10 protein-coding genes are annotated in these 12252 nt (G+C 68.1%); 4 read left to right on the top strand and 6 right to left on the bottom strand.

Going from position 1 to position 12252, the window contains the following annotated elements; genetic code table 11:
- Positions 1–35: 35 nt before the first annotated feature.
- The 4 genes from EV691_RS15925 to EV691_RS15910 form a co-directional block, all read right to left on the bottom strand.
- Entirely contained in the window at positions 36–797 is a 762-nt protein-coding gene (locus tag EV691_RS15925) for an ABC transporter permease (RefSeq protein WP_039801394.1), read from the bottom strand.
- Positions 794–1717 carry an ABC transporter ATP-binding protein gene (locus tag EV691_RS15920; protein ID WP_131298328.1) on the bottom strand — a complete coding sequence of 308 codons (924 nt, stop codon included), beginning with the start codon at positions 1715–1717 and terminating at the stop codon, positions 794–796. The genes EV691_RS15925 and EV691_RS15920 overlap by 4 nt, the downstream gene beginning before the upstream one ends.
- A gap of 75 nt (positions 1718–1792) precedes the next feature.
- Entirely contained in the window at positions 1793–3373 is a 1581-nt protein-coding gene (locus tag EV691_RS15915) for a methyl-accepting chemotaxis protein (protein WP_131298326.1), read from the bottom strand.
- Between the two features lie 173 nt (positions 3374–3546).
- On the bottom strand, positions 3547–4110 hold the full coding sequence (locus tag EV691_RS15910; RefSeq protein WP_131298324.1) for a type 1 glutamine amidotransferase domain-containing protein: 564 nt from the start codon (positions 4108–4110) through the stop codon (positions 3547–3549).
- Between the two features lie 165 nt (positions 4111–4275).
- Here EV691_RS15910 and mutM point away from each other — a divergent pair, with 165 nt between their 5' ends.
- The 3 genes from mutM (at position 4276) to EV691_RS15895 (ending at position 7500) form a co-directional block, all read left to right on the top strand.
- Entirely contained in the window at positions 4276–5088 is an 813-nt protein-coding gene (gene mutM / locus EV691_RS15905) for a bifunctional DNA-formamidopyrimidine glycosylase/DNA-(apurinic or apyrimidinic site) lyase (protein WP_131298322.1), read from the top strand.
- A 107-nt stretch (positions 5089–5195) separates the two neighbouring features.
- Positions 5196–5543, top strand: a complete 348-nt coding sequence (locus EV691_RS15900) for a multidrug transporter (RefSeq protein ID WP_131298320.1) — start codon at positions 5196–5198, stop codon at positions 5541–5543.
- Between the two features lie 127 nt (positions 5544–5670).
- Complete coding sequence (locus EV691_RS15895) at positions 5671–7500, top strand: Na/Pi cotransporter family protein (RefSeq protein WP_165901258.1); 1830 nt, start codon at positions 5671–5673, stop codon at positions 7498–7500.
- A gap of 46 nt (positions 7501–7546) precedes the next feature.
- Here the strand turns inward: EV691_RS15895 and EV691_RS15890 are convergent, their stop codons facing one another.
- Positions 7547–8656, bottom strand: coding sequence for a DUF1615 domain-containing protein (locus EV691_RS15890; RefSeq protein ID WP_207390186.1), 1110 nt, complete (start codon positions 8654–8656; stop codon positions 7547–7549).
- A gap of 294 nt (positions 8657–8950) precedes the next feature.
- Between EV691_RS15890 and EV691_RS15885 the strand changes: the two genes are divergently transcribed.
- The gene (locus tag EV691_RS15885; protein WP_131298316.1) at positions 8951–10837 is read left to right on the top strand and encodes a 3'-5' exonuclease; all 1887 of its coding nucleotides are present in this window, start codon (positions 8951–8953) and stop codon (positions 10835–10837) included.
- Between the two features lie 54 nt (positions 10838–10891).
- On the opposite strand, the gene EV691_RS15880 is transcribed toward EV691_RS15885, so the two are convergent.
- Positions 10892–11458: an HPF/RaiA family ribosome-associated protein gene (locus EV691_RS15880; RefSeq protein WP_131298314.1), complete on the bottom strand. Its 567-nt coding sequence runs from the start codon at positions 11456–11458 to the stop codon at positions 10892–10894.
- Positions 11459–12252 lie beyond the last annotated feature (794 nt).

Here is a 12252-nt window from a genome sequence, read left to right as displayed (position 1 = left end):
AAAAAGCGCGGAGTATAGCGAAAGCCGGGGGCGGTTCAGGTCTTCAGCCGATAGCCCGTGCGGAATATCCAGCGCACGCCGGCCAGGCAGAGGACCAGGAAGAGCGCGGTCATGCCCAGGCTGACCGGCAGGCTGACGTCGGCCACGCCATAGAAGCTCCAGCGGAAGCCGCTGATCAGGTAGACCACCGGGTTGAACAGCGACACCGTCTGCCAGAACGGCGGCAGCATGTCGATGGAGTAGAAGCTGCCGCCGAGGAAGGTCAGGGGTGTGACGATCATCAGCGGGACGATCTGCAGCTTCTCGAAGCCGTCGGCCCAGATACCGATGATGAAGCCGAGCAGGCTGAAGGTGACTGCGGTCAGCACCAGAAAGGCGACCATCCACAGCGGGTGCTCGATCTGGAAGGGCACGCAGAGCCGCGCTGTGGCCAGCATGATGGCGCCGAGCAGGATGGACTTGGTGGCGGCCGCGCCGACGTAGCCCAGCAGGATCTCGATATAGGAGACGGGCGCGGAGTGGATCTCGTAGATGGTGCCGGTGAAGCGCGGCATGTAGATGCCGAACGAGGCGTTGGAGATGCTCTGGGTGAGCAGGGCCAGCATGATCATGCCGGGCACGATGAAGGCCCCGTAGCTGACGCCGTCGATGTCCACCATGTGCGAGCCGATGGCCGAGCCGAACACCACGAAGTACAGGGCGGTGGACAGGACCGGCGAGGCCACGCTCTGCATCAGCGTGCGCCGCATGCGGGCCATTTCGAACAGGTAGATCGCGCGTATGCCGTACAGGTTCATGAGGGGTGCACCAGGCTGACGAAGATTTCCTCCAGGGAGCTTTCCGAGGAGCTGAGGTCCTTGAATTCGATGCCGGCCTCGCCCAGCCGCTGCAGCAGGCGGGCGATGTCTCCGCCATGTTCCTGGTTGTCGTAGGTGTAGACCAGCTGGCTGCCGTCGGCCGACAGTTCCAGGCGGTAATCCTGCAGCGCTTGCGGAATCCGCGCCAGCGGCTCGCCCAGGGTCAGGGTCAGCTGGCGCTTGCCGAGCTTGGCCATCAGCGTATCCTTCTCTTCCACCAGGATGATCTCGCCCTGGCGGATCACGCCGATGCGGTCGGCCATCTCCTGGGCCTCTTCTATGTAGTGGGTGGTCAGGATGATGGTGACGCCGCTCTCGCGCAGGCGCCGCACCATGTCCCACATGCCGCGGCGCAGTTCCACGTCGACCCCGGCGGTGGGTTCGTCGAGGAACAGGATCTGCGGCTCGTGCGACAGCGCCTTGGCGATCATCACGCGGCGCTTCATGCCGCCCGACAGGGCCATGATGCGGCTGTCCTTCTTGTCCCACAGGGACAGATCGCGCAGCACCTTCTCGATGTAGGCGGGGTTGGCCGGCTTGCCGAACAGGCCGCGGCTGAAGGTGACGGTGCTCCACACGCTCTCGAAGGCGTCGGTGGACAGCTCCTGCGGCACCAGACCGATCCGGGCGCGCGCCGCGCGGTAGTCGGCGACGATGTCGTGGCCGTCGGCCAGGACCCGGCCCGCGCTGGGGTTGACGATGCCGCAGACGATGCTGATCAGCGTGGTCTTGCCCGCGCCGTTGGGGCCCAGCAGGGCGAAGATCTCGCCCCGGCGGATTTCCAGGTTCACGTTGCGCAGCGCGGTGAGACCCGAGGCATAGGTTTTGGACAGGCCGTGGATGGCAATGGCTGGCTGCACGCGAGTCTCCCCGTTTCTCTCGTGCCGCGATTCTACCCGGCCCGGCCCTCGCACGTCTGCGCGGGCAGGATGCGCTCAGGCCATCGCCGGCAGGTCGCGGGCCGCGGTTTCGCGCGTCCTGAAGACGGCCACACGCTGCTGCATCAGGGCCGCCTGCTCCTCCAGGGCGGCGGCGGCCGCGCGGGACTGTTCCACCAGGGCGGCGTTCTGCTGGGTGGTGCCGTCCAGCTGGCCGATGGCGCCGTTGATCTGGCCGAAGCCGCTGCGCTGTTCGCGGGTGGCGGCGGAGATCTCCTCCATCAGGCTGGCCAACTGGTGGATGGCGTCCACCGCGTCGCGGATGCTCCGGCCGCTGTACTCGGCCTGGCGGGCGCCTTCGCCGATCTTCTCGCCGATACCCTCGATCAGGCCGCGGATCTCCTGGGCCGAGGTGGCGCTGCGGCTGGCCAGGTTGCGCACCTCGGCGGCGACCACGGCGAAGCCGCGGCCCTGCTCGCCGGCGCGGGCCGCCTCCACCGAGGCGTTGAGGGCGAGGAGGTTGGTCTGGAAGGCGATCGCGTCGATGACCCCGATGATGTCGTTGATCTTCTGCGAGCTGTCGGCCAGCTCGCGCATCAGCAGGATGCTCCGCTCCACGTCCTGGCCGCCGCTCTGCGCGGTGCGCGCGGCAGTCGCGGCGAGCCGGTTGGCCTGCTCGGTGGCCTCGCTGGTCTGCCGGGCGGTGGCGCTGATCTGCTCCATGCTGGCGGCCGTCTGCTGCAGGGCGCTGGCCTGCTCCTCGGTGCGCGCAGCCAGCTCCTGGCTGCCGTGGAAGACTTCCCGGGCGCGGCGGTAGACGCTTTCGCTGCCGCCGTGCAGGGAGCCGACCAGCTCGGACAGCTTGCGGTTGGCTTCATCCATGGCATTGAGCAGCTGGCCGGTCTCGTCGTGGGCGTGGCCGGCGAGATCCTGGGTCAGGTCGCCCTCGGCCACCCGGCGGGTCGCCGCCAGTGCCCGCTGCAGGGGGCCGGTGATGCTGCGGGTGATGTACAGGGCCATCAGCACGGCGATCAGCAGGGCCAGGGCGGCGAAGCCGAGCAGGCCGACCAGGGCGTTGCGCAGTTGCGCGGCGACCTGCTCCCTGGCCCGGGCCATGTGCTCGGCGGCCTTGCGGTCGATGGCCGCGCCGCCTTCGTCCAGACGGTAGACCTCGTCCTTGTAGCGGCCCATGGCACTGTTGGCGGCGGCCGTGTCGGCGAGCTCGCCCGCCCGCAGGCGCCGGTGGATCGCGTCGAAGCCGTCGGCATAGCCGGCCAGCGCCGCGACGGACGCCTCGTACAGCCCGGCCAGTTCCGCATCGGGCGCCTGGGCCTTGCCGGCCTGCAGGGTGTCCTGCAGTTTCTTGAGGGTCGCGTCCCAGCGCGCCTTGTAGGACTGCACCTTTTCCGCATCGCGCAGGTTGATGAAGATGTCCTTCTCGAAGCGGCGTTCCTCCAGGGCCAGCAGGCGCACCTGGGCGGCGTTCTGCGCCAGTTTGGCGTTGCGGTCGAGGGCGTCGGCCGACTCCCGCAGCTCGCGCATGCCGTACAGGGCGACCGCGGTGGCCGAGACGAGGAGCAGGACGAGGGTACCGAAGGCGATGCCCAGGCGGGCACCGATGGGACGGCGGGACAGCATCGGGAGGGGCCCTCCTGGCATGGGCTGAAAGTCCCCCTTAGATCGGCCGCTATCCTGCGTCCTTGAGAGTTTTTTCGGCAGAATTGCCGGATCTTTTGCCGGCCGATGGCGGCGGGCTGCCGATGGCGCCCATGAAAAGGGCCCCCGGGCGTCTGCCCGGAGCCCTGAGGGGGTCAGGCGGCCGAGACGTGCTCGGCCTTGCCGCCCAGCATGTCGATCAGCGCCTGGCTGAAGGCCGGGAGGTCGGCGGGCTTGCGGCTGGTGATCAGCTGGCCGTCGACCACCACCGGCCGGTCGACCCAGGTGGCGCCGGCGTTCTGCAGGTCGTCGCGCAGCGACGGCCAGCTGGTCAGGGTCTTGCCCTTGACCAGGTCGGCGGAGATCAGCAGCCAGCTGCCATGGCAGATCGCGGCGATGGGCTTGTTGGCGCGGGCCGCGTCGCGCACCAGCTCCTGGGCCATCTCGTCCAGGCGGATGTTGTCCGCATTGACCACGCCGCCGGGCAGCACCAGCGCGTCGCAGTCCTCGATCTGCAGGGTGTCGAAGGTGCGGTCCACATGGAGGCGGTCGGCGGGCGTGGTGTGATTCCAGGCGATCACCTTGCCCGGTCTGGCCGCGGCGATCAGGGTCCGGGCGCCGGCCTGTTCGAGGGCCTCGCGGGGGGCGGTGAGTTCGACGCGCTCGAACCCGTCGGTCACCAGGAACGCCACGCGCTTGCCTTTCAGGGATTGTCTCATCGGGTGCCTCCCGAGCGGTGAATGGGGCGCCTGCGGGCGCGGGATCTACAAGGAATCCGACCATCCTCGCGGGCAAAGTTCTGCCGCCGGTCGGCGGGCGGGATTTGCGCGCCGCGGCCTTCCTGCTATGGTCGGTGCCCGTTTTTTTCGCCCTGTCGTGCCGCCATGCCCGAATTGCCCGAAGTCGAAACCACCCGCCGCGGGATCGCGCCGCATCTGGTCGGCCAGCGTGTCGAACGGGTCGTCGTCCGCGAGCGCCGGCTGCGCTGGCCGATTCCCGAGGACCTCGACGTGCGCCTGTCCGGCCAGCGCATCGAGGCGGTGGAGCGCCGCGCCAAGTACCTCCTGATCCGCGCCGGGGCGGGCACCCTGATCGGCCATCTGGGCATGTCCGGCAGCCTGCGCCTGGTCGAGGCCGGGTTGCCGGTGGCCAAGCACGAGCACGTCGACATCCTGCTGGAGTCGGGACTGGCGCTGCGCTACACCGATCCGCGGCGCTTCGGCGCGCTGCTCTGGAGCCTTGATCCGCTGGCGCACGAGCTGCTGCGCAAACTCGGCCCGGAGCCTTTGGGCGAGGACTTCGACGGCGAGCGCCTGTACCGGCTGTCGCGCGGCAAGAGCCTGGCGGTCAAGCCGTTCATCATGGACAACGCGGTGGTGGTCGGGGTGGGCAACATCTACGCCAGCGAGGCGCTGTTCGCCGCCGGCATCGATCCGCGGCGCGGCGCCGGCTCGATCTCGCGGGCCCGCTACGAGCGGCTGGCCGGGGAGATCCGGCGCATCCTCGCCGAGGCCATCGAGTGCGGCGGCACCACCCTGCGCGACTTCGTCGGCGGCGACGGCAAGCCCGGCTACTTCCAGCAGACCCTGCTGGTCTACGGGCGCGGCGGCGAATTCTGCAAGGTCTGCGGCGCTACCCTGCATGAGGTGCGTCTCGGCCAGCGTACCAGCGTCTACTGTGGCCGCTGCCAGCGCTGACCGGCGCCAGGCCGCGATCTTCGCCGATTGATGGCCGTCACGCCGGCAATATCGGGGGCACTGCTATAGTCACGGCACTGCCAAAAACACCGATGAAGGACCGCCGCATGTCTCCGCTTCGCTCGCTCGCCCTTGTCCTGGCGCTGACCACTGGCCTTTCGACCCTGCCGGCGCACGGGTCGCACGCCGAGGTCGAGCAATCCAATGTCAGTGGCGATCCCCTCTATTCCGTCGAGGCGCCGCCGGCCTACGCGATGATGGGTGACCTGCTGATCGCCCGGCCGCTGCTGATCGCCGGCACCATCATCGGTGCGGCGGCCTTCGTGATCAGCCTGCCGTTCACCGCGCTGGGCGGCAACGTCAAGGAGGCCGGTCAGGCGCTGGTCGTCGATCCGGGCCGGGAGGCGTTCGTGCGCTGCCTCGGCTGCAGCACCAGCGGCTATCGTCAGGACTGAGCCGCCGCCCGGCATTCCCTGCGGCGCGCCAGCGCCCCGAGGCTTCCCGGCATCCCGCCGGCAGCGTAGGCTTTGTTCCCCTTGTCCGCGGGGCGAGGCGCTGTCCGGCAATGGGAAATCCTGGTCCTTGAATCACTATTCCAAATTCCTGCTCGCCTTTCTGGTCGCCCTCGGGCTGGCCTACTCCTTCTGGCTCAGTTCCGGCTGGCTGCAACTGTGTGCGGGGCTCGCGCTCTTTCTGTTCGGCATGCAGTGCCTGGAGGAGGGGCTCAAGGAGCTCGCCGGCGGCCGGCTGGAGGCGCTGCTCAAGCGCAGCACGGCCACGCCGTTCAAGGGCTTCATGTTCGGCCTGGCCGGCACCGTCCTGGTGCAGTCCAGCAGCCTGGTCTCCCTGCTGACCGTCGCCTTCATCGGCAGCGGGCTGATTTCCCTGGCCGGCGGGCTGGCCATCGTCTTCGGCACCAACCTGGGCACCACCAGCGGCATCTGGCTGCTGGCGCTGGCCGGGCAGGACATCTCGCTCGCGCCGCTGGCCCTGCCACTGCTGGTGTTCGGCGTGCTGATCGGCTTCAACGGGCCGAAGAGCCGGGCGGCCGGGCGCATCCTGCTGGGCATCGGCTTCCTGTTCCTCGGCATCGACCAGATCAAGACGGGCTTCTCCGGCTTCGGCGAGGCGCTGGAGCTGGGCAGCTGGCAGGTCGACGGGCTGTCCGGGGCGCTGCTGTTCGTGCTGCTCGGCCTGGCGGTCACCGTGGTCCTGCAATCCAGCCACGCGACCCTGATGCTGACCCTCACGGCGCTGGCCGGCGGTCAGCTCGAGCTGGAGCAGGGACTGGCCGTCGCCATCGGCTCCAACGTCGGCACCACGGTCAGCACCGCGCTGGCCGGCATCCTCGGTGGCGAGCGCGGCGGGCAGCGCCTGGCGCTGGCCCATGTGCTGTTCAACGGCGTCACCGCGCTGGTGACGCTGGCCCTGCTGACGCCCCTGGCCGCTCTGGTGCAGTGGCTGGCGACGCCGCTGGGGCTGGCGGACAACCGGCTGATCCAGCTGGCGCTGTTCCATACCCTGTTCAATGCCCTCGGCGTGCTGCTGTTCTGGCCCTGGCAGGCGCAGCTGGTGCGCCTGCTGGAGCGCTGGCTGCCGGAGCGCCGCGAGCCGCAGGTGCTGATCACCGAGCTGGCGCCGGAGACGGACGAACTGCCCCGGACCCGCGCGCGCTATCTTGGCGACAGCCTGCTGGAGTCGGCCGACGCCGCCGCCAGCGCGGTGCTGCGCGAGTTGCAGCACCTCGGCCGGCTGAGCCTGGAGGTGATCTGCCACGCGCTCTACCTGCCGGTCGAGCAACTGGCCAGCGACCGGGCGGACGAGGCGCTGCTGCGCGCGCGGCCGGACGGCCACCATCTGGATGCCGAGGCGCTCTACCAGCGGCACATCAAGGGCGTCTACGGCGACCTGCTGAGCTTCATGGGCCGCGTGGACGCGCCGCGGGACGAGGCCCGCCAGCAGTTCTGGATCGCCTGCCAGCTGGCTGCGCTGCAGCTGGTGGACGCGGTGAAGGACGCCAAGCACCTGCAGAAGAACCTCGGCCACTACCTGCGCGGCGAGGATTCGCCGGTTCGCGAGGCCTACGTCGACCTGCGCCGGCACCTGCTGGCGATGCTGCGCGAGGTCCGCGAACTGGGCCGCCTGGAGGTACCGGACGAGGCCTGGCACGAGCGCCTGCAACTGCTCGACGAGCGGGCGGCGGACTTCGACGCGCAGTTCCGCGCCCGGCTGTTCGCCGCCGCCCGTCGCCGGGAGCTGGACGGTCTGCAGACCGGCTCGCTGATGAACGACCTGGGCTACGTCAGCCGCATCGTGCAGAGCCTGCGCAACGTGCTGCAGCTCGGCGACGGCCAGTCCCGTGCGCTGCGCCGGCTGGCGGTCGAGGACGAGCCGTTGATCCAGTTGAAGTGAAGGGAGCCGCCGCGCTTCCGGCAGGCGCTCGCCGGGCGCGGCGCCGCTACTTCCGGCTTTTGCCCGCAGCGCGCGCCATGCAGCGCCGGTGACGTTCGTCGACCCGCTTGGCGAACCAGGCGGTGGTGAGGTTGCGGGTGATCTTCGGGCTCTGCAGCTTGATGCCCGGCAGCACCGCGCGCGGCAGCGGCTTGCGCTCGAGCCGCTCGGCCAGCGCGAACACGCGCCTGTAGAGTCTGCTGTCCTCGAAGTCGAGGCGATCGCCCTGTTCCAGGGCGCGGCGGATGGCCGTGTCGCCCATGTCCAGCTTCCTGCCCAGCGAGCGCACCGCCAGCTCCGTCGCCCCCGGCGTGAAGGAGTCGTGGCGGATGAGGTCGCCGTCGAGTTCCAGCGGAATGCCCGAGGCGCGGCTGACGGCGTTCTGGAAGGCGGCATTGCGGCTGGCGTACCAGCCGGCATTGAAATCGGCGAAGCGATACAGCGGCCGGCTGTAGCTGGCCGGATAGCCCAGCAGGTGGGCGATGCCGAAGTACAGGCCGCCGCGGCGGCTGAACACTTCGTGGCGGATCGAGCCCTCGACCGGATAGGGATAGTCACGCGCCCGGCTTTCGGCGAAGGCGATGCTGACCTGCATCGGCCCGCCGGTCTGTACGGGGTTGAGGCGGCCGAACAGCTGCCGGCCCAGCGGCACCATGCCGATGAAGTCCTCGAAGATGGCGTTCAGCCCCTGCTCGGTGCGCACGGCGCCCAGGCGCTCGCTGTAGGTCTTGCCGCCGGGCGAGTCGAGATTCAGGGCGGCCCGCACCAGAAACTCCGGTATGTGCAATTGGTCGGCACGGCGGTCGATCTCCTTGCGCGCGATCCTGGCCAGCCCCGGCACCGGCGGATTGACCTGGAAGGTCGATTCCTGCTCGGTCACGGCCAGTACCGCGCACAGGTTTTCGGCGCTCGGGGCGATGTCCTGCGCCGCGAACGCCGCATAGATGTCGATCGCCCAGCCTTCGCGGTCGGGAATCCTGGCCGGTATCAGCCGCACGATCTGCGCGCGCACCTCGGCCGGGCGGGGCTCCTGCGTGCGCTGCGCCGTGCAGCCGGCCAGCGCCAACAGCAGAGCGAGGCTCAGCGCGCCGCGGCCGGGGCGCAGCAATCCCGTCATGGCAGGTAGGCTGGTGCTGCGAGTGGGAGGTTTCAAATGCATGCTTTTCCGAGTCGTCGTGGCGGTTCTGGTTTGGCAATGCGACGGCTGCGGCGGTTGCAGCGCACGAGCGAAAAATCGCCATCGTCCAAGGCCGAGTCGCGTACAGGCGAAGGCCTGTCATGGGCGATGACCGTCGAGACCGTGATGGCCTGCTGATATCATGCGCCGCCGCTCAAGTGCGGGCTTCGCAAGCCCGCCATCCTCCACGATCTGACTCGTGCCCACGGGCACGCCACGGAAAAGGCATCGCAAATGGCTCAATTCTTCCCCGCCCGCTCCGCCTGCCGCTTCGACACCCCGGGCGAGCGGCGGCTCGCGGAGCGTCTGGAGAAAAAACTCGAAGACGACTACCTGTGCTGGTTCAACATCCCGGTCGGGCCCAAGGCGCTGCAGCCGGATTTCGTCGTCCTGCACCCGCAGCGCGGGGTGCTGGTGCTGGAGGTCAAGGACTGGAAGCTGGAGACGATCCGGAGCATGGATCGCGGCAAGGCGCAGATCCTCGATGGCGGCCAGCTCAAGTCGGTGGCCAACCCGATGGTGCAGGCGCGCGTCTACGCCCTGGAAGTGGCGGTGACCCTGCAGAAGGACCCGGCGCTGAAGCAGCCGGCGGGTTCGCCCCATGCAGGCAAGCTGATCATGCCCTACGGCTGGGGCGTGGTGCTGGCGGGGATCACCCGTCGGCAGTTCGAGGCGACCGATCTGGCCGACGTGCTGGACCCGCAGCGGGTGATCTTCCAGGACGAGATGACCGAGTCGGTGGACGCCGAGGCCTTGCAGCAGCGCCTGTGGGACATGTTCCATCATGTCTTCCCCTGTCACCTGACGCTGCCGCAGATCGACCGCGTGCGCTACCACCTCTACCCGGAGGTGCGGGTCAACGCGCAGCCCGGCCAGTTCGGGCTGTTCGCCGAGGAGGCCGCGCCGCTGCCGTCGCTGATCAGGGTGATGGACCTGCAGCAGGAGCAGCTGGCGCGCTCGCTGGGCGAGGGCCACCGGGTGATCCATGGCGCGGCCGGCAGCGGCAAGACGATGATCCTCGGCTACCGCTGCGCGCATCTGGCCCAGGTGTCGAGCAAGCCGATCCTGGTGCTCTGCTACAACAAGTCGCTGGCCGGGCGCCTGCAGCAGGTGATGGACGAGCGCGGCCTGGGCGAGAAGGTGGCGGTGCGCAACTTCCACGCCTGGTGCCGCGACATGCTGGTGGCCTACAACCTGGACCTACCGGTCCAGAATCTGGCGGTCGACGAAAAAATGGCGCTGATGGTGCAATACACCATCGACGGCGTGGAGCGCGGCCGGATTCCGCGCGGCCAGTACGCGGCGGTGCTGATCGACGAGGGCCACGACTTCCACCCCGAGTGGTTCCGGCTGGTGGTGCAGATGGTCGACCTGGACACCAACGCGCTGCTGGTGCTCTACGACGATGCGCAGTCCATCTACCGCAGCAAGGGCGGCCGGCGCGGCATGGACTTCAGTTTCGCCAGCGTGGGCATCCAGGCCCAGGGCCGCACCACCATCCTGCGCCTGAACTATCGCAACACCCTGGAAGTGCTGTCGGTGGCGCGCGCCTTCGCCAGCGAGCTGCTGAGCGGGCGCGAGGCCGCCGAGGACGGCGTGCCCGTCGTCGCTCCGGAGAGCGCCGGGCGGCGTGGCGCCTTCCCCGAGCTGATCCGCTGCGAATCGGACTGGCACGAATGGAACTGCATCGTCGAGCGCATCCGCGACGAACAGGGCAAGGGCCGGGCGCTGAGCGACATGGCGGTGATCTACCGCAGCAACGCCCAGGCCCGGCAGGCCGAGCAGACGCTGGCCAGAGCCGGGTTGCGCTACGCATCGGGTATCTCGTCCCAGGGCCGGGGCGCACTGTACGGCGACGAGGACGCGGTCAAGATCGTCAGCATGCATTCCAGCAAGGGCCTGGAGTTCGGCCTGGTGCTGATCCCCGGCCTGGGCGAGATGCCCCACAAGGGCGAAGCGGAAGCCGACGAGGCGCGCCTGCTCTACGTGGCCATGACCCGCGCCATCGATCGCCTGGTGATGACCTACCGCGAGCATTCCGACTTCACCCGAAGGATTCAGGATTCGATCGGCGGTGTGCGGCAGCGTCTGGCGGAGGTCGATGCGCGGGAGGCTGGCTGAGCAGGGGCAGGTCGGCTGGCGTGGATCGGACGTTGCCGAGGGTCGCCTCCGGCGTTAGCCCGGCGCGTGCTGTTTCCCCAGCGGATGCACGGTACTGGCCTGCGGCCCCTGCTCTCCGGCCTCCTCGGCAAAGCGCACCTCCTCGCCCATGTGCAGGTGATCGAAGGCCGCGTTCAGCACGCTGTGGCGATGGAAATAGATCTGCCGTCCGTCCGGGGTTTCGAGCATGCCGTAATCCATATCGCCATGCAGTTCGACCACCGTCCCCTGCTGCGCGGGTTCGTGGCTTTTGACGTGGACCTGGCGCTTGCGCGCGTAATCCTCCAGCTGGCGACGCACGGCCTTGAAACTGTCGCGAATCGCCACGTACGGATCCTCGTGGGCATGCTCGTCGTGGTGAGCATGCGTGGAGTGGATTTCGCCGTCCGGCAGCGTCAGGTGCACCTTGACCTGGTAGAGCCTGCCCTGGTGGTGGCGCTGATGCGGGGCGCCGAAGCTAACCGAACAACCGATGATCCGGTCGTAAAACTCTTCCAGCTCATCGCACTGCTCGCGGATACGCGCCTCGATGGCCGGAGAAGGATCGATCTGGTGGAAATGGATCTGCAGTGGCTTTTGCATGGCGGGCCTCGCAAGAACAGGAGCGCGCATCGGGATCAAACCACCCTGGCACGCGGGACGGGCCGGAACTTGAGTGAAACGCTGGAGATGTCGCTGTCGATCGACCGGATGAGGGGTTGCCACTACGGAGACATCGACGTCGGGTGAAGTTTTCAAGCCGGGCCATCCCTGAAGTCTGGACCACCCGGAAAGAGCACGCAGATTCCTGGCCTCGATCCCGAGACCGTTTGCCGACAGACTGCGCCGATTTTTCCATACGCTGGATGCGCGGCAGGTCGGGCTTTTCCAGGCGCATCGAGTACGGCGAATGCCGATCTGGTGCTCGCAGCTTTTGCCGAAGGCAACTTGGGGGCGTTGTATGAGTGCGTTCATGCTCCCCAGCGGCTCAACTCGCCAATTGCCTGAAGGATTTAATCTCGTATCCGAGCGGCCTGCCCGGCAGGTCTGATTGCGAAAGAACAATTCGAAAAAAACTGCAGCAGTTGTGCGGGGGGGTGGGAATAAGTTCTCTCCATAAGCGGAGGGGCGCTCTTTCCTCGGGCGGTATGCAGAAAGCGGATTCATAGACTTTCTCTGCTGGAGGCCTTGGCCCCGAAGATCAGAAGTTCACCCGATTATTGAAGGATTCGCCTGGAGCCTGTACCGGTTCCGTTGCGTGTACGACCATGGCCGTACCGGCTACTGGCTACTGGCTACTGGCTAGGTTCTGTTGACGCAAGCCCAGTGCTAAAACTGGGCTTTTGCCATGACTGACAGAAGCCGACTGAGCGACAGGGAATGGTCCCGCATACAAA

The organism is Azotobacter chroococcum, assembly GCF_004339665.1.
GTDB lineage: Bacteria > Pseudomonadota > Gammaproteobacteria > Pseudomonadales > Pseudomonadaceae > Azotobacter > Azotobacter chroococcum.
The sequence above is the reverse complement of the archived record's forward strand: the minus strand, read 5'-3'. Positions and strand labels throughout refer to the sequence as shown.

Coding starts and splice junctions, on each gene's coding strand:
- EV691_RS15885 (WP_131298316.1), top strand. CDS start 8,951: ATGGCTCAATTCTTCCCCGCCCGCTCCGCCTGCCGCTTCGACACCCCG.
- EV691_RS15900 (WP_131298320.1), top strand. CDS start 5,196: ATGTCTCCGCTTCGCTCGCTCGCCCTTGTCCTGGCGCTGACCACTGGC.
- EV691_RS15910 (WP_131298324.1), bottom strand. CDS start 4,110: ATGAGACAATCCCTGAAAGGCAAGCGCGTGGCGTTCCTGGTGACCGAC.
- EV691_RS15890 (WP_207390186.1), bottom strand. CDS start 8,656: ATGACGGGATTGCTGCGCCCCGGCCGCGGCGCGCTGAGCCTCGCTCTG.
- EV691_RS15880 (WP_131298314.1), bottom strand. CDS start 11,458: ATGCAAAAGCCACTGCAGATCCATTTCCACCAGATCGATCCTTCTCCG.
- EV691_RS15915 (WP_131298326.1), bottom strand. CDS start 3,373: ATGCTGTCCCGCCGTCCCATCGGTGCCCGCCTGGGCATCGCCTTCGGT.
- EV691_RS15925 (WP_039801394.1), bottom strand. CDS start 797: ATGAACCTGTACGGCATACGCGCGATCTACCTGTTCGAAATGGCCCGC.
- mutM (WP_131298322.1), top strand. CDS start 4,276: ATGCCCGAATTGCCCGAAGTCGAAACCACCCGCCGCGGGATCGCGCCG.